Source organism: Stenotrophomonas sp. YJH_SMC_17 (assembly GCF_059371655.1).
Genome location: NZ_JCAFUU010000005.1, coordinates 227,894 through 254,092 on the forward strand (window position 1 = coordinate 227,894; position 26,199 = coordinate 254,092).

Genomic DNA, 26,199 nt, shown 5'->3' on the forward strand with positions numbered 1-26,199 from the left:
GTCCGCTACGCCACGCCATTGTCGACGTGTTCCGCAAAACCGGGCTGCTGGCGCAGGCGCTTGAACCAGGCATCCACGCGGGCCAGCACAGGCTTGTTGCCCGGTGTGCTGCGCCAGCGCTGGGTCGACAGCCCCAGCACGACATCAGCGAGGGTGAAGGTGCTGCCCGCCACGTAGCCATCGGTGGCGGCCAGCTGTGCATCAAGCACCCCCATCAGCCGGTTCCACTGCGCCAGGCTGGCCTCGGCGCGGGCGTCATCCGGGTAGTCCGGGTGTTGCCGTACCCGCGCCATGAACACGTGGCGCCAGGCACTGTTGAGGTCGCTGGCCTGCCAGTCCATCCACTGCTCCACCCGCGCACGGGCCTGCGCCGCAGCAGGCAGCAGGTCGTCACGGCCGGCGAGCACGGCCAGGTAGCGGCAGATGCTGTTGGACTCCCACAGCACGAAGTCACCATCGCGCAGCACCGGTACCTGCCGGTTCGGATTCAGTGTGGCCACCAGGTCTGCCGGTGGCGCAGGCTCGTGGTGCAGGGGCAGATCCAGCCCCGCGCACAGCCACAGCACCTTGCGCACATTGATGGAGGTGGGCTTTCCGTACAGAGCGAGCATGGTTCCGGCGCAGCAGCTGAGACTCCGCCAGCCTACACTTGTGCCATGCAAACCGAATATCTGCTCATTGGCGGCCTTCTATTGGCCGTGCTCATCCTGCAGCTGGTCGCCCTGCTGCGCCGTCCACCGCATGACCGCCTGGAACAGGCGGTGCGCGAGGAGGCACGCGCCGGGCGCAGCGAACTGCGCGAACAGCTCGATGGTTTTGCCCGCGCGCTGACCGACCTCTCCACCCGCACCGACCAGCGCCTGGACCTGCTGCGCGAAGCCTTGGGTGAAGACGCCCGCAAGGCGCGCGCCGAAGCCGCCGACAGCCAGCAGCGCGGCGCCGCGTTGATGGGACAGCGCCTGCAGGAACTGCGTGGCCAGCTGGAAACCTTCGGCCAGCAGCAGGAAGCGCGCATCCACGCGTTCGGCCAGCAGCTGCAGGAGCTCACCGGGCGCACCGACACCCAGCTTGGCGCGCTGCGGCAGACATTGGTGGACGATGCGCGCAAGGGCCGTGAGGAAGGTGCGCAGTCGCAGCAGCGCCTGACCGAAAGCCTGGGCCTGCGCCTGCAGGAACTGACCCAGCGCAACGAACAGCGCATCGCCGAAATGCGCGCAACGCTGGAAGAACAGTTGCGCGCGCTGCAGAACGACAACGCACAGAAGCTGGAGCAGATGCGCCACACCGTGGACGAGAAGCTGCAGTCGACGCTGGAAACGCGCCTGGGCAACTCTTTCAAGCTGGTGTCCGAGCGACTGGAGCAGGTGCAGCGTGGCCTTGGCGAGATGCAGCAGCTGGCCACCGGCGTCGGCGACCTCAAGCGCGTGCTGACCAACGTCAAGAACCGCGGCAGCTGGGGCGAAGTGCAGCTGGAGAACATCCTCGAGCAGACGCTTACCCAAGAGCAGTACGCACGTGCGGTGAAGGTGCGGCCGGACAGCGGTGAAATGGTCGACATTGCCGTACGCCTGCCGGGGCGCAGCAGCGATGACACGCCCGTGTGGCTGCCGATCGACTCCAAGTTCCCGCGCGAGGACTACGAACGGCTGCTGGATGCGCAGGAACAGGGGGACGCAGAGGGCGTGCGCCTGCAGGGCATCCAGCTGGAGCGCGCGGTGCGCGTGCAGGCCAAGTCGATCTGCGACAAGTACATCGCGCCGCCGCACACCACCGACTTCGCGGTGATGTTCCTGCCCACCGAAGGCCTGTACGCCGAAGTGATCCGGCGCCCGGGCCTGGTCGACCTGTTGCAGCGCGAGCATCGCGTGGTGGTGGCCGGGCCGACCACCGTCACTGCCCTGCTCAACAGCCTGCAGATGGGCTTCCGCACGTTGGCCATCGAGCAGCGCTCCAGCGAAGTGTGGAGCCTGCTGGGTGCGGTGAAGAGTGAGTTCGGCAAGTTCGCCGGCATCCTGGAAAAGGCCGAGAAACAGATCACCACGGTCGGCCGCAGCATCGGCGAGGCCAGCCGCAAGACGCGCACCATCGAACGACGCCTGCGGGGCGTGGAATCGTTGGCGTCCGAACAGGCGCAGTCGCTGCTGGGTGATCTGGCCGAGGGCGATGGGGCCGGCGAGGACGAAGGCAACGACGGCGACGAGGCCTGAGCCACGCTGACACGCCGCCTGCATCGCCGATGCGTATGCTGGCGGCCTGTCCGCTTCGATCAGGTACCGCCATGCGCCTGCGCCTCTGCTCCAGCCTTGTCCTGACTGCGCTGCTTGTCGCCTGCAGCAGCGCACCACCGGCTGCCGATACGGCGGTCGCACCCGCCGCAGCCGCCAGCCCCGAAGCGGCCGAAGCCTACCGCGAGGCACGCGATGTCGACTGCCAGGCGGCCGGTGGCACCCTGCAGCGGCTGGGCCGGCTGCAGCGCGAGCAGTGCGTGATTCCCTACGTTGATGCCGGCAAGGCCTGCAGTCGCAAGAGCGACTGCACGGGCCAATGCCTGGCCAGCGGCGAGGTGGCCGCTGGCAGCGTCGCCACCGGTACCTGCCAGCGCGATGTCAGCCAGAACTTCGGCTGCCGCCAGCGCATCGAGGACGGCAAGGCGCAGGGCACGATCTGCGTGGATTGAAGATGTCCTGTAGAGCCGAGCCCATGCTCGGCTGCCCTGCAAATGAGCCGAGCGTAGGCTCGGCTCTACAACAGTGCGCGCGGCGCTATGCTGGTGGGCCATTCCCCGCCGTAGCCGGAGCCCCCGCGTGAGCACCCCGATCCAGGACATTTCCCTCACCACCATCGACGGCCAGCCGTCCTCGCTTGCCGACTACCAGGGCAAGGTGCTGCTGCTGGTCAACGTGGCCTCCAAGTGCGGCCTGACCCCGCAATACGAAGGCCTGCAGGCGCTGTATGCGGAAAAGCACGCGCAGGGCCTGGAAGTGCTGGGCTTCCCCGCCAACAACTTCCTCGGCCAGGAGCCGGGCAGCGAGGCGGAAATCCAGCAGTTCTGCCAGCTCACCTACGACGTCAGCTTCCCGATGTTCTCCAAGATCAGCGTGGCCGGTGACGACACCCACCCGCTGTACCAGCAGCTGATCGCCGCTCAGCCGCAGTCGATCGGTGAAGGCCCGTTGCGCGAGCGCCTGGCCAGCAAGGAGATCCCGATCCACGCAGCACCGGCGGTGCTGTGGAACTTCGAGAAGTTCCTGGTTGGCCGCGACGGCAAGGTCCTCGCGCGCTTTGCCCCGGACGTGGCGGCCGATGACGCGCGCCTGCGCGAAGCCATCGAGGCCGCCCTGGCGGCCTGATCGGCCGGGGCCGGATCCCTTTCCACGGGAAAGGGCTCCGACCCACCCCGCAGCGCCCAAAGAAAAACCCCGCCGAGGCGGGGTTTTTCATGCACCGATCAGCGAGCTCAGTGGGTCCACTGCGGCATCGGCATCGCATCGACCGGAATCGGCGAGTTGGCATCGTCGTGGCCACGGTCGCGCTTGCTGCGCAGATCGTTCTCGATCTGGTAGTTGCGGCGCTGCATCCACGCATCGCGCACCAGCGAGTACTCGTCCACCGCGGTGTCACGCAGGTCGTCGATCGCCAGCAGCTGCGCGCGGGTGTCGACCAGCTGCAGGCCCTGCAGGCCGATGCGGACCTTGTCTTCCTCGATGCGGCGGATCGGCGACAGCGGGATGTCGCCGGCCAGGCCGAACACATCGCGCACGGTACGCGGGCCGAAGAACGGCAGTTCCACGTAGCGCGAGCGACGCCAGCCCCACACGCCCAGGGTCTGGCCGAAGTCTTCATTGCGACGCGGCACCATCGCCTTGCTGGCCGGATCGAACAGGCCGCCAATGCCCAGCGTGCTGTTCATCAGGAAGCGGCCCAGGCTGTCCCAGGCATCGGCACCACGGCCCTGCAGCAGCTGGTTGGTGATGGTCACCGGCGCGCGCAGGTTGCTGAAGAAGTTGCTGACGCCCGTGCGGGCGAAGCGCGGCACGACGTGGGTATAGGCGGTCGCCAGTGGGCGGGCGATGCCGCGGTCGACCGCGTTGTTGAACGTGTGGACCTTGCGGTTGAACGGTTCCCACGGGTCGTAGGCCGCCGCGCTGCCGGTATTGCCGGCGCCGCCATAGAGGGCATCGAAGTCATCATCGCCGCCCGGTGCGGTGGCCGCTGCGGTCTTCGCTGCATCGGCACTGGCCGGGGCCGGGGTTGGCGCTGCAGCGGTGGCGACCGGCGGGGTGTTCACCGGGGCCACCGGGGCGACGTCGGCCACGCCGGTGTCAACGGGCGCCGCCTCGGCGGGAGCGCTGGCCGGGACCAGGGTGCTGGCGGACGGCGCCTCGCTGCGTGCGGGCTTGCCGGCACAGGCGGTCAGCGCGGTGGCCAGGACGATCAGGGGGAGAGTGCGTACGACGTTCATGTCAGCTCGCAGCAGAAGTTGCGTTGAAATCCAGGTCGGGCGACAGCCGGTAGGCCGCGCTCAGCTCGTTGTAGCCGGCCGGCGCGCCGGAGATCGCCAGCGGGTGGCCGGCCTTGCGCGCACGTGCCGCCAGTTCGGCCAGCAGGGCCAGGCCGGCGCTGTCCACGCGCTCGACCTCGCCCAGCTCCAGCCGTGCCAGCTTTGCCGGCAGGGCCTGCAGCTGCGGCCACAACGCGATCACCGCGGCACGGTCGAGTACCCCGCGCAGGCGCAGGGTGTCGCCTTCCAGCAGCGCCAGCGCGTTACTTGCCATTGCCCGAAGGACCGGCCTGCATGCTGCCGTTGTGCAGCTCGGTGGCCACCTGCTTGATGCCCTTCTGGCGCAGCGGGGTATCGAACTGGTTGCGGAAGGTCTGCACGTAGGAGATGCCTTCGATGTTGACGTCGAAGATCTTCCACTGGCCGTTCACGTTGCGCATCCAGTACTCGACCGGGGTCGGTTCGTTGCCGGCACGCACCAGCTCGGTGCTCACGCGCACGCCGCGGTTGCCCGGCAACGGGCTTTCACCCTTCAGGCGGAAGCTCGGCTTGCCCTGGATGTTGAGCAGGGTCGAGCCGTAGCGCTGCATCAGGCTGTCGGCCATGGCATCGGCGAACAGCTTGATGTCCGCGTCGGAGGCGCCGCGGGCGTGCGGGCCCAGCACCAGGCGCGCCGCGTAGTCGCGGTCGAAGGTGCGGGTCAGCTCGCTGTCGATGTAGCTGCGCAGGCTGGCCGGGTTGCTGGTGAACTCGCTCTTGCGCTGCTGCAGGGTGGACAGGATGCGGCTGCTGGCATCGATCACCACCTTGCCGGCCTGGCCCTGCATCGCGGACGCCGCGGGGGCGGCGGCCTGGGCCTGGGCCAGGAGCGGCGTAGCTGCCAGCAGCGCCGAGGCGAGCAGGGCCGGGATCAGTTTCATCTTCATGGTTGCGGTTCCGTTGCAGGCGCCTGCGCGCCATCGTTGGGCTTCTGGCCTGCGCCGCCACCGGCGCCGCCACTGAACATGTACTTGCCGACCAGCTGGATCAGGTCCACGGCCGGCTGGGTGAAGACAATCTCGTCGCCGGCCTTCAGCACGTCCGGATCACCGCCCGGCTGCAGACCGATATAGCTCTCTCCGAGCAAACCACTGGTGAAGATGCCGGCCGAGGTGTCCGCCGGCAGGTCCTTGACCTTGCTGTTCATGCGCAGGGTCACGATGGATTCGAACTTCACCGGGTCCAGGTCGATCGAGGCGACCTGGCCGACGGTAACGCCGCCGATCTTCACCGGGGCCTGCTTGCGCAGCTGGCCGACCTGGGAGAAGCGTGCTTTCAGCTCGTAGCCGTCGCTGCCCCAGCTCCAGCGCTGGTTGGTCGAGGCCACGGCCAGCACCATCAGCGAGGCCAGGGCCAGCAGCAGGAAAGCGCCGACGGAGAATTCGAGTCTGGGACCGCGGATGGCCATGTGGATTACCTGATCGAGTCGTGGTGGCCGCGCGCGCCTGCGCACCGCCGGTGGAGGGGTTAGGTGAACAACATTGCCGACAGCACGAAGTTGAACATCAGTACCAGCAGCGAGGCGTTGACCACCGCACGGGTGGTCGCCACCGAGGTGCCCTCGATGGTCGGCTCGGCGTGGAAACCAACGTAGGCGGCAACCAGCGCGGCAGTGCCGCCGAAGATCGCCGACTTCAGCATCGCCACGCCGAAGTCATCCCAGAAGTCGACGCTGTTGCGCAGCGCCGACCAGAACACGCCATTGTCCAGGCCCAGCACATGCACGGCCTCGAAGTAGCTGGCGCTGATCGCCAGCGAACAGAAGATGCCGGTCAGCAACGGCACGGTCAGCACCGCCGCCCAGAAGCGCGGCGCCACCGCCTTGGCCACCGGGTCGATGGCCATCAGTTCCAGCGCCTTGATCTGGTCGGTGGCGCGCATCAGGCCCAGTTCGGCGGCAATCGAACTGCCGGCGCGGCCGATGAACAGCAGGGCGGTCAGCACCGGCGCCAGCTCGCGGTACAGCGACAGGCCGAGCAGGGTCGACAGCGCGTCGGCCGCGCCGAAGGTGGTCAGCGTGCGGTAACCCTGCAGGGTCAGCACCAGGCCGACGAAGGCACCGCCGACGGCGATGATCGGCAGCGAGCGCGCGCCGATCTTGTAGATCTCGCGGGTCAGCTCGGTCAGGAAATCACGCGTGGGCAGCGAACCGCGCAGCACGGTCAGCGAGAACAGGCCGGCGCGGCCAAGCGAGCGGGTGGCTTGGACGAACGGCATCAGGCAACCCTCGCGCGTGGCGCGGCATCGAACGGAATCGGGCCATCGGGCTGGCCGTGCAGGAACTGCCGCAGCAGCGGGTCCTGGCTGGACTGCAGTGCCTCGGGCGTGCCATGGAACACGATGCCGCCATTGGCGATCGCGATCACCTGGTCGCAGATCGGCAGGGTCTCGTGCACGTGGTGGCTGACGATGATGCTGGTCAGGCCCAGGCTGTGGTTGAGGCGCTGGATCAGGCTCATGATCACCCCCGAGGCGATCGGGTCCAGCCCGGTCAGCGGCTCGTCGTAGATCATCAGCGGCGGGTCCAGCGCCAGTGCACGGGCCAGCGCCACACGGCGCGCCATGCCACCGGACAGCTCGCGCGGCCAGGCATCGGCGGCGGCCAGCAGGCCCACCGCATGCAGCTTCATCTGCACCAGCCGGCGCAGCACGGCGGCCGGCAGGCGGGTATGGGTGCGCAGCGGCAGCGCAACGTTCTCGGCCACGGTCAGGTCGGTCAGCAGGCCATTGCCCTGCAGCAGCACGCCCACGCTCTTGCGCATCTCCAGCAGCGCACTGCTGTCATGCGGAATCGGCTTGCCGAACAGGGTGACTTCGCCAGCGACCGGGCGCAGTTCGCCGGTCAGCGCCGCCAGCAGCGTCGACTTGCCGCTGCCGGACGGGCCGAGCACGGCGGTGATGCTGCCCTGCGGGACCTGCAGCGACACGTCGCGCAGGATCGTGCGCCCGCTCCGGTCGATGCGGACGTTGGACAACTGCACCACACTGGAGGTGGAAGCCGACATGGGCACCATTAACGTTTTTTAGACATCGAAGGATCGGGCCCGTCGGCTGAACATAAGCAGACTGGACGGTCCAGTATTGTTGCACGACAAGGCCTGGCGCAGGCCGGGACAATCGGCCAGAGGCCCGGAACAATCCGTACTGGTGGTGCGCCCACCATTGAATACTGCCTGTCGTCCTGCACACTGTGCATGATGAGTGACCCAGGCAGCGATTTCCGCCTCTACCATTCCAACTCCCTGGACGTGCTGGCCGCGCTGCTGGCGCGCAATGTGCGTGCGCCGGTGCCGGGCCAGCCGCTGCTGGCACCGGAAGTGGTGCTGATCCCGCAGGTGGCGATGCGCCGCTGGCTGCAAGCGACACTGGCCGCCGAGTTCGGTGTCGCCGCCAACCTCGAATTCCTCACACCGGGCGAGTTCGTGGCCCGCGCGCTGAAGGCCAATGTCAGCGGCGAGCAGGACGACCTGGATGCCGCCGGCCTGCACTGGAGGCTGTACCAGGCGCTCCGCGACCCGGCGTTGCTGGCGCAGCCACCGATGCGCGCGCTGCAGTCCTACCTTGCCGGCGACGACGCATTGAAACCGTGGGCGCTGGCCGGCGAGCTGGCCTCGGTGTTCGAGAAGTACCAGGCCTGGCGCCGCGACTGGCTGCTGCGCTGGGCGGCCGGCGCCGATCCGGCCGATCCGCAGGCGATCCTGTGGCGCACCATCACCCAAGGCCACGACTATCGCGCACGGCGCATCCAGGAGTACCTGGATCGGTTCGAGGGTGCTGGCCAGCCGCTGCCGAAGGGCTTGCCGCCGCGCATGTCCGCGTTCGCAACGCTCAACATCTCGCCCGATGTGCTGCGGGTGATGGCCACCCAGGCACGGGTGGGCGAACTGCACTTCTACATGCCCACCCCGGTGCAGTCGTACTGGGGCGACCTGCAGACGTTGGCCGAGCGCCTGCGCAGCGGCGCGCCGGACCCCTTCGGCGAAGCGGCCGGCGAGAACCGCCTGCTGGAAGCCTGGGGCGCGGCCGGCCGCGACTTCATGGCGGTGCTGGGCAGTTACGAAGTGGTGCACCCGGCCGGCGAGATCGCCGCCTATTCCGATCCGGAGGAGGACACCCGGCCGACCCTGGACGAAGGCGGCCTGTCCGACAGCCTGCTGCATCGCCTGCAGCGCGATCTGTTCCACCGCCGCGCGCTGCCCTCGGGCGAGCTGCGCGACGGTCTGCGCAGCGACGATCCCAGCCTGCAGGTGCATGCCTGCCATACCCGCCTGCGCGAGCTGCAGGTGCTGCACGACCAGCTGCGCAGCCTGCTGCAGGACCCGCGCTTCGACCCGCCGTTGCAGGCACGCGAGATCGCGGTGCTGGCGCCGGATATCGATCCGTACGTGCCGTACCTGGAAGCGGTGTTCGGTGGCCGCGGCGGTGACGACGAACACATTCCCTATGCGCTGGCTGACAGCAGCCCACTGGCCGGCGAGCCGCTGGCCGACGTGTTCGTGCATCTGCTGGGCCTGCCGGTCTCACGCTTTGGCTTGAACGAAGTGCTGGATCTGCTGGCCAGCGCGCCGCTGGCCGAGGCGGCCGGGCTGGAAGCGGTGGACTTCGACCGTCTGCACGGCTGGCTGCAGCAGGCCGGTGCGCGCTGGGGACTGGATGCCAGGCATCGCGACCAGCATCAGGCGCCGGCCGACGATGCCTACACCTGGCAGTTCGCGCTGGACCGGCTGGTACTCGGCCATGCCACCGGCAGCGAGGCCGATCTGGCCGGCGTGGCGCCGTGGATCGAACTGGAAGGCGGCGCGCTGGACGCGCTGGACCGGCTGCTGCGCCTGCTGCGGGTGCTGGCCATCTACCAGCGCCGCCTGGGCGAACTGCTGACACCGGCGCAGTGGCGACAGCGCCTGCTGTCGCTGCTGGATGCACTGCTGCCCACCGCGCCCAGCTCGCCCAACAGCCAGCGCGCGCTGGAGCGCCTGCGCAAGCTGCTCAACCAGTTCGCCGACGATGCCGCCAAGGCCGGTTTCGAAGACGGCGTGCCGCCGGAGGTGGTGCGTTCGCACTTCGCCGGCGTACTGGGGGAGGCCGATACGCGCGCACCGCTGCTGACCGGTGGCATCAGTTTCGGCCGCATGGTGCCGATGCGCCTGCTGCCGTTCCGGGTGATCTGCGTGCTCGGTCTCAATGATGGCGATTTCCCGCGCCGCGACCCTGCCGCCGGTCTCAACCAGCTCACCGCCGAGCTGGATACGCCGCGCCGCCGTCCGGGCGACCGCTCTACCCGCGAGGATGACCGCTTCCTGTTCCTGCAGCTGTTCGCGGCCGCCCAGGAGGTGTTCTATCTCAGCTATCTCGGCGCCGACCCGCGCGATGGCAGCGTGCGTGAGCCGTCGGTGCTGGTCAGCGAACTGATCGATGCTGCCGCCGCGTATCACCTCGATCCGCCTGCGGCGGTCCGCGACTTCACCGTGCGTCACGCCTTGCAGCCGTTCTCGCCAGCCGCGTTCGGTGATGGCGATCCACGCCGCTTTAGCTATCGCCGCCAGTGGCATCCGGCCGCCGGTCGCCTGACCGGCCAGCGCGGTGGCCTGCAGCCGTGGTTCGACGCACCGTTGCCACCGCCGCTCGACGATGCGGTGGAAGAGGAGGTCTCGCTCGATACCCTGCGCCGCTTCCTGTGCGACCCGGCCGGGCAGTTCCTCGCACAGTCGCTGGGCCTGCGCCTGGCCGACGATGTCGAGGAGGTGGATGACCTGGAACCGCTGGTGCTGTCGTCGCGCGGGCCGGAAAAACGCAGCGTGCAGGCGGCGGTGGTACGCGCCACGCTCAGCGGCGATACCGAGCCGTTGTACCCGCGCCTGCGCGCGCGTGGACTGCTGCCGTCGGGTCCATTGGGCGAGCGCCAGTTCGAGGTGGAGCAGCTGAAAACCCGCCCGTATGCCAGTGCGCTGCTGGGCTGGATGCAGGGCGAACCACTGGAAAGCCGTCGCTACGAAGTGGAGATCGACGGGGTGCGCGTGCACGGCCGCGTGGCCGATCGGCATCCCGAAGGCCTGGTGCGCCTGCGCGCGGGCACCCTCAACGGCAACGCGGTGATCCGCCAGGGCCTGGACTGGCTGCTGGCCAACGCCGCTGGCGACGCGCTGCCGCTGGTGCAGTTCCACGATGGTGGCGACGCCGGCCCCGGCCCGCATGTGCTTCCGGCATTGAGCGTTCCGGCTGCGCGCGCGGCGCTGCGTGCGCTGCTGCAGCTGCGCCAGCGTGGCCTGCGCGAGCCGTTGCGCTTTGCCCCGTATACCGGCTGGGTGCTGTACAACGCGCCGATAGAAAAACAGCGCAGCGAAGGCTGGAAGCAATGGCACGGCAGCGACCGCACCTGGGGTGAATCCAGCAGCGACGCCTGGCAGCTGCTGCTGCGCGGCGCAGACCCGTTCGCCACCGATGCCAGCTATGCTGACCTGCTGCGCAACAGCCAGGTGGTCTTCAGCGCGGTACGCGAAGGCCGCACGCTTGGGGCCGAATCACGCCGGGAGAATGGCGCATGAACAGTGCCATCGCAGACGAGCCGATCGTGCCCATGGTCGGCGACCCTTACTTGGCACTGCCGTTGGACGGCATCCGCCTCATCGAAGCCAGCGCCGGCACTGGCAAGACATTCACGCTGGCCACGCTGTTCACCCGCCTGGTGGTGGAGCAGGGCCTGCGTATCGGCCAGATCCTGGCGGTGACCTTCACCGACGCCGCCACCCAGGAACTGCGCAAGCGCATCCGCGAGCGGTTGGCGCTGGCCGCGAGGCTGGTCGATCTGGAACCGGCCGAGGGCGAAGCGCCGGACGTGCGTCTCACCCGCGAGGTGCTGCAGCGACATCTGCAGGAGGGCAGTGAAAGCGCCGCCGCACTGAAGCGCCGCCTGCAGGTGGCCGCCGACGAGATCGACCTGGCCTCCATCTTCACTATCCATGGTTTCTGCACCCGCGTGCTGCGCGAGCATGCGCTGGAGAGCGGCCACACCTTCGACCCGCCGGAACTGCTGGCCAGCGATCGTGAACTGCTGGAGGAGCTGGCGGCGGACCTGTGGCGGGTGCATGCCAACGACCCGACCACGCTGGAACCGCTGACCTGGCTGTGGTCCACCCCGGACGCGCTGGCTGCCGATCTGCGCGCGCTGCTGGCCGCGCCGCCACTGCATCCGTTGCCGCAGCCGGTGGCGTTGCCCGATCCGCATCCGGCCCTGCAGAGCGCGGCGGAAGCACTGTCGGCAAGCGTGCGCGCGCATGGCGAGCAGTTCTTCATCGACCTCTGCGATGCCGTCGACAACAAGTGGATCAACGGCGTGTCGTACAAGCTGGGCTGGCTGCACCCGCTGGGCCGGCAGCTGCTGGCCTGGGCCGAGCGTGCCGATCCACGCGAACTGCTGGCCAGCGAACGCCTGCCGGCGCTGCTGCCGGAGGCGTTGGCCGCCAAGACCAACAAGAAATTCGCCGGGCGCACGCCGTCATCCCCGTTGCAGGTGCCGCTGGCGCGCTATGTCGCGCTGCTGGCCGAACGCGATGCCTGGCTGCGGGCCACCGCATTGAATTTCCTGCACGCGCTTCGCGACGAAGCCACGCACCGCCTGCAGGCACTGAAGCGCACCCGCCGGGTGCAGACCTACGACGATCTGATCGATGGCGTGGCACTGGCCCTGGAAGGCCCGCAGCGGCTGGCACTGGTGAAGCAGCTGCGCGCGCAGTACCGCATCGCGCTGGTCGATGAGTTCCAGGACACCGACGACCGCCAATGGGGCATCTTCCACACCGTGTTCGGCAATTCGCCGGAGGTGCGTGAACTCGGCCTGGCGCCGGCGCTGTTCCTGATCGGCGATCCCAAGCAGGCGATCTACGGCTTCCGCGGCGGTGACATCCACACTTACCTGAAGGCCAAGCAGGTGGCGCAGCAGGCGCCGGTACTGGACCAGAACTTCCGCTCGCGCCCGGCGGTGCTGCGCGCGCTGCAGGCACTGTATGACAACGGCGGCGAAGACGCCTTCCTCGAACGCGACATCCAGTTCGAGCGGGTGCGGCCCGGTGGCGTGCGCGTTGACGAGGATTACCTGCGCGATGGCCGCGCTGCCATCGCGCTGACCCTGCACGTGCTGCGCAGTGGTGGCGACAAGGCAATGAGTGCCGACGCCTCCCGTGACGCGGCCACCCAGGCGTGCGTCGCCGCCATCCACCAGACCCTGGTCGATGCGCGGGCCGGCAACGCCGTGCTGCGCGGGCGACCGGTGCAGCCGGGTGATATCGCGGTGCTGGTACGTTCGCATCGCGAGGCCACCCTGGTGCAGCGCGCGCTCGCCGCGGCCGGCATTCCGGCAGTGGCAGCCGGCAAGCAGAGCCTGTTTTCCACGCCTGAAGCGCGTGATCTCCGTGCGCTGCTGCTGGCACTACTGCAACCGGCTGACGAGGGCCGCCTGCGCGCAGCGCTGGCCACGGTACTGCTCGGCCAGCGCGCAAGCGCGATTGCGGCGATGGAACGCGAGGGCGACCTGCAACGCGGATTCCAGGCACAGCTGCTGCACTGGCGCGAACGCTGGCAGCGCGGCGGACCGTTCGCGGTGATCGCCGACGTCTGTGCTGCGCAGGGCGAGCGCCTGTTGGCGCTGATCGACGGCGAACGCCGCCTGACCAACTACCTGCAGCTGGGTGAACTGTTGCAGGAAGCTTCCGCGCAGGCGCTGGGCATGCACGGCCTGCTGGACTGGTTGCAGGGGAAGATGGCCAGCGCCGACCAGGATGACGAGCAGCAGCTGCTGCGCCTGGAATCGGACGCGCGCCGCGTGCAGATCATCACGCTGCACAAGAGCAAGGGCCTGGAATACCCGCTGGTGTTCCTGCCGTTCGTCGGCATCGACGGCGGTGCGCCGAACACCGCCTCGCACTGCACGGTGCATGTGGGCGGCCAGCGCCAGCTGCACTGGAAGCTGGACAAGGACGAGGCCTGGGAAGCAGCTACGGCGCAGCGCGAACGCGAGCAGCGTGCCGAAGATGCACGCCTGCTGTATGTCGGCCTGACCCGTGCCGAGCACGCGCTGTGGATCGCCGTGGGCGACCTGGCCGGGCTCGGCAGGACGCGCCTGGCGCCGCTGCTGGGTGACCTGCAGGGGCTGCGCGCACATGCCGATGTACATGTCGACGACAGCGAGGCGCCGGCCACGCTGCCGCAGCTGGCGGCCGAGGTGGAAGGTGAGCTTCCGGCCGTGCGTGCACTGACCCGGCGCGTGCCGCATGACTGGTGGGTTTACAGCTTTACCCAGCTGGCCCATGCCGATGCGGGCGCCGGCGACGATATTGAAGCGGCCGCCACCGAGCTGCCGGCACCGGCGGCCGACGAACCGGCTGGCCCGGAACTGCCGCTGGAACCGGCCCTGCCGGAACCCACCGCGGCCGCCGAAGACAGTGCACCGCTCGATCCGCGCTTCATGGGCAGTCGCTTCGGCAACGTGCTGCATGAGGCCATGGAGAACGTCGACTTCGCTGCATGGGCGGATTGGCAACCGGGAATGGAAGCGCCCGAGGGGCAGGCCGAGGTACTGCGCAAGGCGCTGCACGACGAAGGCTATGCCGATGTCGATCTGGACGATGGCGTGGCGGTGCTGGTGCCGTTGGTTGGCCACACGCTGACCGTACCGCTGCCCGAAGGCGGCGCCCTGTACAGCCTGGCCGAAGGCGAGCGCCGCGCGGAAATCGACTTCCATTTCGCCATCGAGCCGACCACCGTGCCGGCACTGCTGCAGGTGCTGCATGCGCACGGCGTTTCCAGTGGTCGTCGAGGCTTCGGTCAGCGCCGCCGGCTGGAAGGGCTGATGACCGGCATGATCGACCTGACCTACGTGCGCGACGGGCGCTGGTACGTGCTCGACTACAAGTCCAACCGCCTGCCCGGTTACAGTCCGGACCTGCTGGCCATTGCCATGCGGCACAGCGAGTACGACCTGCAGGCGCTGATCTATACCGTGGCCCTGCATCGCTGGCTGCGTTTCCGCCTGGGCGCGGCCTACGACTACGAGCGCGACATGGGCGGCATCCGCTACCTGTTCTGCCGCGGCCTGGATGCGGCCGGCAATGGCGTGCATGTGGATCGTTTCCCGCTGGCGTTGGTAGATGCGCTGGACGCGCTGTTCGCCGGTGGCGAGCAGGCCCAGGCCGAACTGGCTGCGCGTGCCCGTGGAGCCAGCGCATGAGCCTGTTGAAGGAACTGCACCGGAAGGGCCTGCTGCGCACCCTCGACCATGCGTTGGCGACCAGCCTGATGCGGCTGCGCGACGACACGCCCGAGAGCGTGGCGCTGGCGGCGGCGCTGGCCTCGCTGGCGGTGTCGCAGGGCCATGCCGGTTTCGATCCGGCGCAGCCGCAGCGCCTGCTGGAGGGCGTACCGGAATGGCCGGATGCGCAGGACTGGCTTGCCCAGCTGCGAGCATCGCCATGGGTGGCGACACCCGAGCAGTCCGACGCCCTCGCCGAGGACGCGCCGCTCGTGCTGGAAAACGGCCTGCTGTACCTGCGCCGCTACCGCGAGTACGAGCGCCAGCTGGCCGCCGGCCTGCAGCGCATCGGTCGGCATCCGCTGCCGGCGCCGGACATGACGGCGTTGGCGCCGTTGTTTGCGCAGCTGTTCCCGCAGGCAGTGACCAGTGAAGATCACCAGGCACGCGCAGCCGGCGTGACCCTGCGCCACCCGCTGGCGCTGGTCACCGGCGGCCCTGGTACCGGCAAGACCACCACCATCGCGCGCCTGCTGCTGCTGTTGGCGGCACAGGCCCGGCAGGCCGGCCAACCGCTGCCCGCGGTGGCGCTGGCCGCGCCTACCGGACGCGCCGCCGAGCGAATGGCCGAGAGCCTGCGCGTGGCCGTGCAACGGCTGCAGCAACAAGGACTGGACCCGACGCTGTGCGCGGCATTGCCCAGTACCGGCACCACCCTGCATCGCCTGCTCGGGGTGATTCCCGATTCACCGCGCTTCCGCCACCACGCTGATAATCCGCTGCCGGTGGACGTGGTGGTGGTAGACGAAGCCTCGATGATCGATCTGCCGATGATGGCCAAGCTGGTCGACGCGATCGCCAGCGGCACCCGCCTGATTCTCCTTGGCGACCCCGACCAGCTGCCGTCGGTCGAGGCCGGTGATGTGCTCAGCGCGATCCTGCGCGCCAGCGGCGATGGCATCGGTACCCGTGCCGACGACGCACAGGCGCTGCACCGCCTGCTCGCGCCGGCCACCTTGCAGCCGCAGGCCGCGCCACGCGCCTTCGCCGGGCGCCGTGTGCAGCTGCAACGCGGTTACCGGCAGAGTGATGCGCTGGACCTGGTACCATTGGCGCACGCCGTGCGCGAGGGCGACAGCGGCACCGCGCTGCAGTTGCTGCGCGGCGGTGCATTGGCCGGCGTGCATTTCCACGAAGGTGAGGCCGACCCATTGCGTGGCCAGCGTGAGCATCTGCTGGGGCACTGGCGCGGGTTGGCCGAGGCTGCCGATCCGGTGCTTGCCCTGCAGCAGGCCGGCCGCTTGCGCGTGCTTACCGCATTGCGCGAGGGCCCGCAGGGTGCGCGCGGGCTCAACAGCCGCATCGAGCAATTACTGGCCGGCAACACCCCAGGCTACTTCCAGGGCCGCCTGCTGCTGGTCACCGAGAACAGCTATCGGCACCGCCTGTTCAACGGCGATATCGGCATCTGCCTGCGCGATGGCAGCGGCGCGATGGTGGCCTGGTTTCCCGGCGATACCGTCGAGCAGCCACGTGCCTTCCACCCGGCCGCGTTGCCCGCGCACGAAAGCGCGTTCGCGATGACCGTACACAAGGCACAGGGCTCGGAGTTCGACGAAGTGTGGTTGCAGCTGCCACGCCAGGACAGCCGCGTGCTGTCGCGCGAGCTGGTCTACACCGGCCTGACCCGTGCCCGCCAACGCCTGCACGTAGCAGGCAGCGCAGAGGTGCTGCAGGCCGCATTGAAACGCCACGCCAGTCGATTGGGTGGCCTGGCCTGGCGCTTGGGTGCGGAAGCGGTGGCCGAAGCACCGGCGCGCATCGAACAGCCTACCGTGCAGGGCACCTTGTTCTGAACGGGGGTCGGATCCCGTTCCCATCGGGAACGGGATCTGACCCCTTCACCTGATCGCCAGGCAGAAGCAGTCGAGCATGACTCGACTCTACAACAGCGTACTTCGATCATTCCGACGTTCATCCACGCATGCCGTGGATCTACCGTGTCGACCAAGGTCGACACCCACCAGAACAGAACGCCGTGCCGACAGCTCGCAGGAAACTGTCGAAGGCGGGGTGGGTCCGGTTGAGGGGGTGTGAGCGGCATGGATGCCGCGACCAAGCCCCCATGGATGGGTTTACGGCGTCCCCCTCAACCGGACCCACCCCGCCATCCCAAGGAATACCCGCTTTTGACGTTGACGTTGATTCGGCAGGTGCAGGGTGCAGCCCTGCCGCCCCCGTCATTCCGCGATCAGCACCAGCCCATCGGGGAACACGATCGCTGCTTCGTCGGCACTCACATCGAAGAAGCCGACGCCGTGCTTCTCGGCCAGGTCCTGCACGCGCCCATGCGCGCGCTCGGCCACCGAATACGCAAACGCACCGTAGATCACCTCCTGGCCGATGCTGTACTCGGTCACCTCGGCGCGATCATCACCGTCGTTGCTCAACGGGCCGTCCAGGGGCGGGAATTCCTGCGCCATCTCCGCGAACCACGCCTGCAGCGCCAGGCTGCTGACGGCCGGGTCGTCATACTCGTGGCGCTCGTTCCACTGCGTCTGCTTTTCGAACCAGGCGATGAACGCCGCGGCCTCGCGTGGGGCGGCGCTGGCCTCGAACACCATCATGTCGTAACTCATTGGAGCTTCCTGTGCAGAGCAGGGGTCAGAGCCTTCGCCCGGGGCGAAGGATCCGACCCCGGCAACGGGGTCTGTGGACGCACAGGGTATCGCGCTACGGCTGTGCGGCTGCGCTCATCGACAACCCCGGCGCCAACGCTTTCGCCTCGGGGAACAGCGCGAAGCGCAGGCCGATCAGGCCCATCAGCGCCTCGTCGCGGGCCTTGCAGGCGGCCACGCTGCCGACCCGGCCCAGCGAGGTATCCAGCCGCTCGCGCAGCGCCTCAGCCGCTACCATCGGCTTGCGCGCGGCAATCTGCCGCCGGTAGTGCGCGGCGATTTCCTCGAGGATGTGCTCGACCGCCTCGCGGCTGCGCTCCGGCAGCTCCAGGCGGGCACGGCGCAGCTGCAGGATGTTCAGGCCGATGCGTGCCTCGTTGAGCATGTCCACCGAGGCGATGTCGCTGCCCTCCGGCGTCGCCGCCAGGCGCGGGGCGAGCAGGCCGAGCAGGTCCAACATGCGTGCGGCGAAGCGCTGGCGGTCCTGCTGGCCACGTCCTTCGGCGGCTTCGGCCAGCGTGGTCCAGCCCTGCCGCACCAGCCGGCGCGCGGTCCATTCGGCACCCACCGAACGGAACAGGCGGGTCATCACCACCGCAAAGCCAATGCCGATGAACATTGCGATGGACGAGTTGAGGAAGGTCTGGATGTTGGCGCTGTAGGTGTTCTGCAGGCTCAGCAGCGCGGCCAGGTTCACTGTCAGCGGCAGCGCGAACAACGCGCTCTTGGGGTGGTGCAGCATCAGCCCCAGCGGCAGGAACGCCACCGCCAGCACCAGTGCCAGCAGGCCAAAGTCGTGCACGGCCGGGAACACGCCGAACAGGTACACGCCGGCCACCACCGAGGCGACCATCGCCCACACCAGGAACGACACCATGCTCGGTGCCGGATCGTCCTGTGCGGCGAAGAACGCGGCGGTCACCGCGGCCATCATCGCGCCGTTGCCGCCGCCTTCCCAACCCAGCGCGATCCACAACACGCAGTAGCTCATCAGTGCCACGCCGGCACTGAGCGCGGAGAACAGCGCCATGCCGTAGTCGACGTGCTTGTCGGCGGCCACGCGTTCGGTGCGGATGCGGTAGTGCGCGCGGTCCAGCGGCGCGGTGCCGTGGTCGATGGCGTGCTGCAGGGTGCGGCAGTCCTGCCACAGGTCCACCAGTTCTTCCAGGCGCAGCAGCAGGCTGGCCAGCTGCAGGTGCTGCAGGTCGCGGTCCACCTGCGGCTTCAGCGCACTGATGCGTGCGCGCAGGCGGGCGTACTCGCTGGCATTGGTCGGCCCGTCGAGCCAGTCGTGGATGTCGTCGATCAGCTCCGGCAGGCCTTCCGGCAACGCCTGGCCATCGCTGCGCAACGCACTCAGGCGGTCGGCGATCGAGGACAGCACCGGCAACAGCAGCAGCATGCGCTCGCGCAGGCGCTCCATCGACACCGCCGACCCTGCATGGCGTGGATCATCGCGGCGCAGGAATTCGATCAGCGCCTCGAACTGCACCAGATCGGCGGCCAACCGGTTGCGCGGCGCGTGTGCACGGCCACGTTCCAGGATCTGCCGGCACCACTGCGCGGCGTCCTCCATCCAGTTGCCGATGCGGGCGCGCAGCATCGGGCGCACCGAGGCCGGGAACAGCAGCGAGGCGAACAGCACCGCCACCACCGTGCCGAGGATGATCTCCTCGCTGCGCGCCACCACCGTGTCGAAGATGGTTTCCGGCGAGGTCACTGCGGGGAAGCCGATGAAGGCGGTGGTGTAGCCGGCCAGCAGGAACGCGTAGCCGCGCGGGCCGCGGTTGAGCAGGGCCATGAACAGGCAGCCGGCCAGCCAGATCGACATCGCCGCGCTCAGGACCAGCGGCGTTTCCACCAGTGCCGGCAGCACCAGCAGGGTGGCCAGACCGGCCACCAGGGTGCCGACGATGCGGTACACGCCCTTGGCACGGGTCGGGCCCAGCAGCGGCTGGCTGACGATGTACACCGTGCCCATCGCCCAGTACGGGCGCGACAGGTTGCCGGCCATGGCGATATACAGCGCGGCCACTGCGGCCAGGTAGGTCTTGATCGAGAACAGCCAGGCCTGGCGGTCGGTCAGCGCGTTCATGGCTTACTTCGCTGCGGTCGGGGTGCCGGCCGCAGCGGTGCTGGCTTGCCAGCCGCCGCCCAGCACCAGGAACAGATGGATCTGGTCGCGTGAGACCTGCGCTTCGGCGGCGGCCAGGGTGGCATCGCTGGTGGCCAGGCTGCGGTCGGCATCCAGGCTGGACAGGTACGGCGTGCGGCCACCCTGGTACAGCCGGCGGTTCTGCTCGGCAGCCAGTGCGGCCTGTTCCTGCGCGATGCGCAGCGACTGCAGCCGGCGCAGGTCCTGCGCATAGCGGTCCAGCGCGGTCTGGGTCTCGCGCAGCGCCTGCAGCACGGTGTGGTCGAACTCGGCCAAGGCGGCGTCGGCACCGGCTTCGGCGGCGTGGATGCGCGCGTGCGTGCCCGACGACGGCAACGTCCACGAGATCAGCGGGCCGATCGACCATTGCTGGGTCATCGGCGTGCCGAAGTCTTCCAGCAGGCCGGCGGCGCCGGCCGAGGCACCCAGACGGATGTCCGGATACAGCTCGGCGGTGGCCACGCCAATGCGCGCGGTGGCCGAGGCCAGCTTGCGTTCGGCCTGGCGCACGTCCGGGCGGCGCTGCAGCAGTGCACGGCCATCACCGACCGGCAGCGGCTGCGCCAGGCCGGGGGCGTGTGCACAGTCGATCACGCCGGCCGGCAGCTGGCCCGGGGTCTGCCCGAGCAGGGCGGCCAGCGAATAGGCGGCCGCCGAACGCTGCGCGCGCAGCGGCGGCAGTGCCGCTTCCAGCAGTGCCACCTGGGCATTGGCGCGGGCCAGTTCCGGCGGCGTGCCGCGGCCCGCGGCGATCAGGCGCTCGGTAACGGTGCGGCTGCGCTGCTGCAGCTGCAGCGAATGCTCGGCCACGTGCAGTTCGTGGTTGGCGTGGCAGATTTCCAGGTAGCTGTCGGCCACCTGCGCGACCACGCTGACCTGGGCCAGATCGCGTGCCGCCGCCACCGACTGCTCGTCGGCACGCGCCGCTTCGGCGCCGCGCTTGAGCTTGCCGAACAGGTCGAACTGGTAGCTGACCGCGAACTTGCCATCGGCCAGGTTGATCACCGGCAGCTCGTGCTCCTGCAGGAACGATTCGGCCGACAGCTGCGCGCGGCTGACGCCGGCCTCGGCCTCGTACTCGAAGCCGCCGGCGTCCAGCGCCTGTTCGTACACGGCGGCGGCGCGGCGCAGGTGCGCATCGGCGGCCTTCAGTTCCACGTTGTCACGCAGCGCCTGGGTGATCAGCCCGTCCAGCACCGGGTCGTTGTACAGCGACCACCAGCGGTCGGGCAGCGCCTGGTTGGCGGCCACCTGCGGGTTCTGCGTATCGATGAAGGCCGCATTGGCCTCCGGGCGCTTGAACGCCGAGCCTTCCGGCAGCGCGTAGTCCGGGCCGACGGTCCTGCACGCGGCCAGGCTGGCCAGCGCGACGATCAGGCCGAGACGGGGCAGGGTGGCGTTCACAGGCCCGCCTGTGTCGGCGCGGTGCCGACCTTGCCTGCATGCTTCGTGCTGTTGGTCTGTACGGTCACCGTGGCGGTACGGCCGGCAATCAGCTCAACGCCCTTTGGCACTTCGTCGATGGCGATGCGCACCGGAATGCGCTGCGCCAGCCGCACCCAGTCGAAGGCCGGGGTCACGTTCGGCAGCAGGGTGCTGCCGTTGCTGCGGTAGCGGTCCTCGATGCCAGCGGCGATGCTCTCGACATGGCCGCGCAGCGGCGCCGATTCGCCCATCAGGCGGATGTCCACGCGCTGCCCCGCGGCCACGCCGCGCAGGCGGGTTTCCTCGAAGTAGCCGTCGATGCGGAACGAGCCGGTGTCCAGCAGCGCCAGCACCGGCTTGCCGGCCACCACGTAGTCGCCCACGCGCAGGGTGCGGTCGTTGACCCGGCCGTCGGCCGGCGCGCGTACCTCGGTGCGGCCGAGGTTGAGGTCGGCCAGATCGACCGCGGCCTGTGCGGTGGCCAGCGCCGCCTGTGCAGCCTGCAGCTTGGCGCGGCGCACTTCGGCGTCCTCGGCGGCCACCAGGTCCTGCAGGCTGCGGTCGCGACCGATCTCGCGGCGCAGCTGCGCCACCGAGGCCTGGCGCTCGGCCAGGCTGGCCTTGGCCTGTTCCAGCGCGATGCGGTAGCGCGCGCGGTCGACCACGAACAGCACGTCGCCCTTCTTCACCGCCTGGTTGTCGGCCACCTGCACCGCTTCCACCAGCCCGGACACGTCCGGCGCTACCTGCACCACGTCGGCGCCGACATGAGCATCGCGGGTCCACGGCTCATCCATGTAATAGACCCACAGCTGGCGCAGCACCAGCAGGGCGACGATCACGGCTGCGCTGGTCAGCAGTATGGGCAGGGTCTTCTTCACGATCTTGTTCACGATTGCATCCAACGCAGGAGGTGGAACAGCAGGCCAAGCACGATCCCGTACAGCGCCAGGTTGAACAGCGCCGGGTGCCATACATGGCGATAGGCGCCGACACGCTGCAGCAGCGCGTGCAGGCCGCTGTTGACCAAGTAGGCCAACAACATCAACCCGAGCAGGGTCGGGACGAACACTCCATGGAGACTGAATTCACCGGGCATCGGAAGGGGCGGGGGCGAGGTGGGGGAGGGGAGGGACAACAGAACAACGGCAACGGGCAAAAGCCGCTGGCGTATGCACGGCAGCGGCGGTGTTCGGGGGCAGCGCTCTTACGTGATGCGGTCGGCGGCCTCGGCCAGCAGGCGCCAGGCCTTCAGCACGGCGTGCAGTTCATCCATGGAAAGCTCGCCGAACACGTCCTGGCGCAGGCCGATCAGCTGGTCTTCCAGCTCGCTGACCAGCGCCTGCCCGGCGTCGGTCAGCCACAACAGGTTGGCGCGGCGGTCGCTGGCATCGCTTTCGCGGCGGACCAGGTCGCTGGCGCACAGCTTGTCCAGCAGGCGCACCAGGGAGGGCCCTTCCATGCCCAGCTGCTGGGCCAGTGCCACCTGGCGGATGCCACCGCCGGAGCGTCCGATCATCAGCAGGGGCATGGTGCAGGCGGTGGAGATGCCGTAGCTGCCGAGCCGACTGTCGGCCAGGCGCTGCCACTGCCGCCCTGCGTACAGCAGGCCGGAGCTGAGCTGCATCTGCAGCACGGTGCGCTCGTCGAGGGGTCGGTCCATAAGAGATAGATAGGATACTACTAATTTCATTCCTATCAATAGGTTTTTCTGAATGGGTGGGGTGTAGTGAGGAAAGCGTTGCGCCTGCGTGGTGTCGGGTGGGGCAGCGGGCGCCGGACGGTGCAGGACACGCCGTGAACCCATCCTTGGGGGCTCGGCCGCGGCATCCATGCCGCGGACGGTCCTGCCCCGCCCGGCCCCCGCTGCCTTCCCATCCCCCGCGAGCGCGGTGGGTTGGCTCTTTAAAGGCAGGGGCAGAAGCCAAAGCTGTGCGGACCAACGGTTCGCACCCACCACAGCAGTCGCGCAGTCGCGCGGCGCTTCCGAAGCCATGAACCCAAGCTTTTGACCCCGCTTTCGGGCGGTCCGGCCGCGCCCGCAGGAAAACGTCAGGGAGGGGGAGAGGGGGCTGCGCAGGACCGTTGGCGCCATGGATGGCGCCATCGAGCCCCCAGGGAAGGGTTCACGGCGTGTCCTGCGCAGCCCCCTCTCCTCCTCCAATCCGATAGCAACGACGCGCCAGCAACGACCCCCGATGAACCGTCCCAACAGGACGACCCACCCCCCGGTCGGGTACGATGCTCGCCCCCCGTTCGGGACGCTGTACGCAATGAGCAAGAACAACGAAAAGGCCGCCCCGCAAGGCGACGTGACCCAGGACCAGGCCGAGGATGCCGTGCGAACCCTGCTGCGCTGGGCCGGTGAGGACCCGTCCCGCGAAGGCCTGCTGGATACCCCCCGCCGTGTCGCCGAAGCCTATGGCGACTGGTTCAGCGGTTACCGCGACGACCCGCGCGCCTACATGGAGCGGACCTTCGAGGAAGTGGCCGGCTACGACGAACTGATCGTCCTGCGGGACATCGAGTACGAAAGCCACTGCGAGCACCACATGGCGCCGATCATCGGCCGCGTGCACGTCGGCTACCTGCCGGCCGGCAAGGTGGTGGGCATCAGCAAGCTGGCCCGCGTCGTCGAAGCCTACGCCCGCCGTTTCCAGGTGCAGGAGAAAATGACCGCGCAGATCGCCCAGTGCATCCAGGATGTGCTGCAGCCGATCGGTGTCGGCGTGGTCGTCGAAGGCGCCCACGAATGCATGACCACCCGCGGCATCCACAAGCGCGGCGTCAGCATGGTCACCTCCAAGATGCTGGGCAGCTTCCGCGACGACGCGCGCACCCGCGCCGAGTTCCTGCGCTTCATCGAAGTGGGCGGCAAGCGCTGAGCCGCTTGCCTGCACCGCGCCGGCCCCTGCAGGCCGGCATGCCCACGGCTGCCCACGCGGCAGCCGTGCATGGCGGCTCGTCCCTGTCAGCCCTACAGACTTCTTTCGCTGCATGAAGCACCGCGAACGCATTGCCCGTTACCGCCACCTGCGCGAACAGCCCCAGTGGAAGCTGCTTGCCGCCGACCACGCCCCGGAAATCATCGGCCTGTTGCAGGGCCTGCTGATGGACGGCGAGCGCACGCTGCCGTCCTCGGTGCTGAACGAACGACTGCAGCGCGCGCTGGACCAGCTGGCCGGCGATGAACTCTCGCGCGAGCTGCCGCGTACCGCTCAGGCCTACATCGCCCACTGGTTGGCCCAGGGTTGGCTGGAACGCCGTTTGCCCGAAGGCGCCGACCAGGAGCAGTACGAGCTGTCGACAGCCGCACTGCAGGCGATCCGCTTCGCCGACGGCCTCGAGCAGGCTCGCGTGGCCGCCACCGAAAGCCGCCTGGCCCTGGTCATCGAGCAGCTCTCGGCGCTGGCGGCGCAGACCGAAGCCGACCCCGATGCGCGCCTGTCCGCGCTGCACGACGAGCGCGACCGCATTGATGCCGAAATCGCCCGGGTCGGCACTGGCCGCGTGGTTGCGCTGGACGGCAAGCGCGCGCTGGAACGCACCCGCCAGATCATCGGCCTGGCCGATGAGCTGACCGAGGACTTCCGCCGTGTGCGCGATGACTTCGAGCAGCTCAACCGCGAATTCCGCGAACGCATCATCGACGACGAGGGCGAGCGCGGCGACGTGTTGTCGCAGCTGTTCGAAGGCGTGGATGTCATCGGCGAAAGTGACGCCGGGCGCAGTTTCCAGGCGTTCTGGCGCCTGCTCAACGACGCCGAACAGAGTGCCCAGCTCGATGCCGCGCTCGAAGCAGTGCTGGCGCGTGGCTTCGCGCGCCGCCTGGACCGCAACGAACGCAACTTCCTGCGCAGCTTCACCAGCACCATGCTCGAACGCGGTGGCCAGGTGCACGACGTGCTGCAGAACTTCGCGCGCAGCCTGCGCGGCTTCGTGCAGAGCCGTGGCTACCTGGAACAGCGTCGCCTCAACCAGCTGCTGAAGCAGGCGCAGTCCGAAGCACTGGCTCTGCGCGACGAATTCCCCGCACAGCGTGGCATCGGCCGTGACCTGCAGTTGACCACCAGCCGCCTGCGCTCGTGGTCGCAGTGGAGGCTGCACGATCCGCGCAGTGCCCAGGTCGATGGCAATGTCGAGTACAACGACGCCGCGGCCATCAGCCTGGAAAGCGTCGGTGATCTGGTCGCTTCGTCCGAAATCGATTTCCGTACCCTGCGCCGCGACCTGCACGACCTGCTCGATGCACAGCCGCGGCTCAGCATCGCCCAGGCCCTGTCGCAGCGCGAAGCGCCGCAGGGCCTCGGCAGCGTCATCGGCTACCTGTCGCTGGGCACGCGCTTCGGCAACGTGGTTGCCGGCGAGCAGGAGCTTGCGCAATGGCGTGGTGGCGACGGCCAGATCCGTCGCGCCCGCATCCCGCTGGTTTGGTTCACTCAGGAGAGACGCCATGAGCTGGCATGAAGATCCCATCGACGCACCGCAGGCCGACGTGGCGGAAGACGCCTACGAGGCCGAGCTGGTGGCGGCCGTGGCGCAGCCCCGCCGTGGCAACGACGTGTATTACCTCGGCGATACCGGGCGCCTGCCGCTGGATGCGCGCCGCGCGCTGTGCCAGCTGCTGATCGGCCCCAGCATCGACCAGCTGCGCCACGCCAAACTGTGGCCGGCGCTGATCCGCAGCGAGGCGGCCATCCGCTCGTCGCTGGCGGACCTGTTCCTGGAACTGGTGCTCGATCGTGACAGCGGCGTGGCGTTCACCCGCCAGGCCGATACCGAAGACGTTGATGCGCCGGTGCTGCTGCGCACCTCGCCGCTGACCTTCATCGACTCGGTGCTGCTGCTGTACCTGCGCCAGCAGCTGGCCGAGGCCGATGCGCGCGGCAACCGCGCGGTGGTCGCCGACGCCGAGATGGCCGAAGCGCTGGCCATCTACGAGAAGAACCTGTCCACCGACCGCGCCGGCTTCAACCGCCGCGTCGCCTCGGCAGTGCAGAAGATGAAGGACAACCACATCCTGACCCGCCTCAGCGGCCAGGAAGACCGCCACGAAGTCTCGCCGGCACTGAAGCTGCTGTTCTCCGCCGAAGACGTGTCCCAGCTTTCGGCGGTCTACCGCCAGCTGCGCGAAACCCCGGCCGCCGAGGCCTGAGAGACC

The 26,199-nt window shown here is 68.8% G+C and carries 22 protein-coding genes; 9 read left to right on the plus strand and 13 right to left on the minus strand.

Features of this window, described 5'->3' with window-relative positions; genetic code table 11:
- Window positions 1–5: 5 nt before the first annotated feature.
- A complete protein-coding gene (locus AC5P8Z_RS15435) occupies window positions 6–611 on the minus strand; it encodes a glutathione S-transferase family protein (protein WP_286070433.1) in 606 nt (201 codons plus the stop codon).
- A 45-nt stretch (window positions 612–656) separates the two neighbouring features.
- Between AC5P8Z_RS15435 and AC5P8Z_RS15440 the strand changes: the two genes are divergently transcribed.
- The 3 genes from AC5P8Z_RS15440 (at window position 657) to AC5P8Z_RS15450 (ending at window position 3,350) form a co-directional block, all read left to right on the plus strand.
- Window positions 657–2,207: a DNA recombination protein RmuC gene (locus tag AC5P8Z_RS15440; protein WP_286070432.1), complete on the plus strand. Its 1,551-nt coding sequence runs from the start codon at window positions 657–659 to the stop codon at window positions 2,205–2,207.
- 71 nt (window positions 2,208–2,278) lie between these two features.
- Complete coding sequence (locus AC5P8Z_RS15445; RefSeq protein ID WP_495229441.1) at window positions 2,279–2,677, plus strand: hypothetical protein; 399 nt, start codon at window positions 2,279–2,281, stop codon at window positions 2,675–2,677.
- Window positions 2,678–2,804: 127 nt separating this feature from the next.
- A complete protein-coding gene (locus AC5P8Z_RS15450) occupies window positions 2,805–3,350 on the plus strand; it encodes a glutathione peroxidase (RefSeq protein ID WP_049429202.1) in 546 nt (181 codons plus the stop codon).
- 107 nt (window positions 3,351–3,457) lie between these two features.
- On the opposite strand, the gene AC5P8Z_RS15455 is transcribed toward AC5P8Z_RS15450, so the two are convergent.
- Genes AC5P8Z_RS15455 through AC5P8Z_RS15480 form a run of 6 tightly spaced genes read right to left on the minus strand, consistent with a single transcriptional unit; the run spans window position 3,458 to window position 7,545 of the window.
- Window positions 3,458–4,462: an MlaA family lipoprotein gene (locus AC5P8Z_RS15455; RefSeq protein ID WP_286070431.1), complete on the minus strand. Its 1,005-nt coding sequence runs from the start codon at window positions 4,460–4,462 to the stop codon at window positions 3,458–3,460.
- A gap of 1 nt (window position 4,463) precedes the next feature.
- Entirely contained in the window at window positions 4,464–4,775 is a 312-nt protein-coding gene (locus AC5P8Z_RS15460) for an STAS domain-containing protein (protein ID WP_286070430.1), read from the minus strand.
- Window positions 4,765–5,427, minus strand: a complete 663-nt coding sequence (locus AC5P8Z_RS15465) for an MlaC/ttg2D family ABC transporter substrate-binding protein (RefSeq protein ID WP_495229442.1) — start codon at window positions 5,425–5,427, stop codon at window positions 4,765–4,767. Before AC5P8Z_RS15465 ends, AC5P8Z_RS15460 begins: the two co-directional genes overlap by 11 nt.
- Window positions 5,424–5,948, minus strand: a complete 525-nt coding sequence (mlaD, locus tag AC5P8Z_RS15470) for an outer membrane lipid asymmetry maintenance protein MlaD (protein WP_495229443.1) — start codon at window positions 5,946–5,948, stop codon at window positions 5,424–5,426. Before mlaD ends, AC5P8Z_RS15465 begins: the two co-directional genes overlap by 4 nt.
- A gap of 59 nt (window positions 5,949–6,007) precedes the next feature.
- A complete protein-coding gene (locus AC5P8Z_RS15475; RefSeq protein ID WP_286070428.1) occupies window positions 6,008–6,757 on the minus strand; it encodes an MlaE family lipid ABC transporter permease subunit in 750 nt (249 codons plus the stop codon).
- Complete coding sequence (locus AC5P8Z_RS15480) at window positions 6,757–7,545, minus strand: ABC transporter ATP-binding protein (protein WP_495229444.1); 789 nt, start codon at window positions 7,543–7,545, stop codon at window positions 6,757–6,759. Before AC5P8Z_RS15480 ends, AC5P8Z_RS15475 begins: the two co-directional genes overlap by 1 nt.
- 189 nt (window positions 7,546–7,734) lie before the next feature.
- On the opposite strand from AC5P8Z_RS15480, the gene recC reads away from it, so the two are divergent.
- From recC to recD, 3 genes are read left to right on the plus strand one after another with little or no spacing between them, the layout of a single operon-like run.
- The gene (gene recC, locus AC5P8Z_RS15485; RefSeq protein ID WP_286070426.1) at window positions 7,735–11,082 is read left to right on the plus strand and encodes an exodeoxyribonuclease V subunit gamma; all 3,348 of its coding nucleotides are present in this window, start codon (window positions 7,735–7,737) and stop codon (window positions 11,080–11,082) included.
- Window positions 11,079–14,759: an exodeoxyribonuclease V subunit beta gene (gene recB / locus AC5P8Z_RS15490; RefSeq protein ID WP_286070425.1), complete on the plus strand. Its 3,681-nt coding sequence runs from the start codon at window positions 11,079–11,081 to the stop codon at window positions 14,757–14,759. The genes recC and recB overlap by 4 nt, the downstream gene beginning before the upstream one ends.
- Window positions 14,756–16,636, plus strand: a complete 1,881-nt coding sequence (gene recD, locus AC5P8Z_RS15495) for an exodeoxyribonuclease V subunit alpha (RefSeq protein WP_495229445.1) — start codon at window positions 14,756–14,758, stop codon at window positions 16,634–16,636. The genes recB and recD overlap by 4 nt, the downstream gene beginning before the upstream one ends.
- 384 nt (window positions 16,637–17,020) lie before the next feature.
- On the opposite strand, the gene AC5P8Z_RS15500 is transcribed toward recD, so the two are convergent.
- The 6 genes from AC5P8Z_RS15500 to AC5P8Z_RS15525 form a co-directional block, all read right to left on the minus strand.
- On the minus strand, window positions 17,021–17,419 hold the full coding sequence (locus tag AC5P8Z_RS15500) for a hypothetical protein (protein WP_295566380.1): 399 nt from the start codon (window positions 17,417–17,419) through the stop codon (window positions 17,021–17,023).
- Between the two features lie 94 nt (window positions 17,420–17,513).
- Complete coding sequence (locus tag AC5P8Z_RS15505) at window positions 17,514–19,553, minus strand: FUSC family protein (RefSeq protein ID WP_495229446.1); 2,040 nt, start codon at window positions 19,551–19,553, stop codon at window positions 17,514–17,516.
- A 3-nt stretch (window positions 19,554–19,556) separates the two neighbouring features.
- Window positions 19,557–21,017, minus strand: coding sequence for an efflux transporter outer membrane subunit (locus AC5P8Z_RS15510; protein ID WP_495229447.1), 1,461 nt, complete (start codon window positions 21,015–21,017; stop codon window positions 19,557–19,559).
- Window positions 21,014–21,931, minus strand: a complete 918-nt coding sequence (locus tag AC5P8Z_RS15515; protein ID WP_495229448.1) for an efflux RND transporter periplasmic adaptor subunit — start codon at window positions 21,929–21,931, stop codon at window positions 21,014–21,016. The genes AC5P8Z_RS15510 and AC5P8Z_RS15515 overlap by 4 nt, the downstream gene beginning before the upstream one ends.
- Window positions 21,928–22,137: a DUF1656 domain-containing protein gene (locus AC5P8Z_RS15520; RefSeq protein ID WP_109814706.1), complete on the minus strand. Its 210-nt coding sequence runs from the start codon at window positions 22,135–22,137 to the stop codon at window positions 21,928–21,930. The genes AC5P8Z_RS15515 and AC5P8Z_RS15520 overlap by 4 nt, the downstream gene beginning before the upstream one ends.
- Before the next feature lie 108 nt (window positions 22,138–22,245).
- Window positions 22,246–22,701: a MarR family winged helix-turn-helix transcriptional regulator gene (locus tag AC5P8Z_RS15525; protein WP_008265191.1), complete on the minus strand. Its 456-nt coding sequence runs from the start codon at window positions 22,699–22,701 to the stop codon at window positions 22,246–22,248.
- Between the two features lie 610 nt (window positions 22,702–23,311).
- Here AC5P8Z_RS15525 and folE point away from each other — a divergent pair.
- From folE to AC5P8Z_RS15540, 3 genes are all read left to right on the plus strand, one after another.
- Entirely contained in the window at window positions 23,312–23,923 is a 612-nt protein-coding gene (gene folE, locus AC5P8Z_RS15530) for a GTP cyclohydrolase I FolE (RefSeq protein WP_004141296.1), read from the plus strand.
- Window positions 23,924–24,035: 112 nt separating this feature from the next.
- Complete coding sequence (locus tag AC5P8Z_RS15535; RefSeq protein ID WP_495229450.1) at window positions 24,036–25,505, plus strand: DUF3375 domain-containing protein; 1,470 nt, start codon at window positions 24,036–24,038, stop codon at window positions 25,503–25,505.
- Window positions 25,492–26,193, plus strand: a complete 702-nt coding sequence (locus AC5P8Z_RS15540; protein WP_286070419.1) for a DUF4194 domain-containing protein — start codon at window positions 25,492–25,494, stop codon at window positions 26,191–26,193. Before AC5P8Z_RS15535 ends, AC5P8Z_RS15540 begins: the two co-directional genes overlap by 14 nt.
- The last annotated feature ends 6 nt before the right edge of the window (window positions 26,194–26,199 follow it).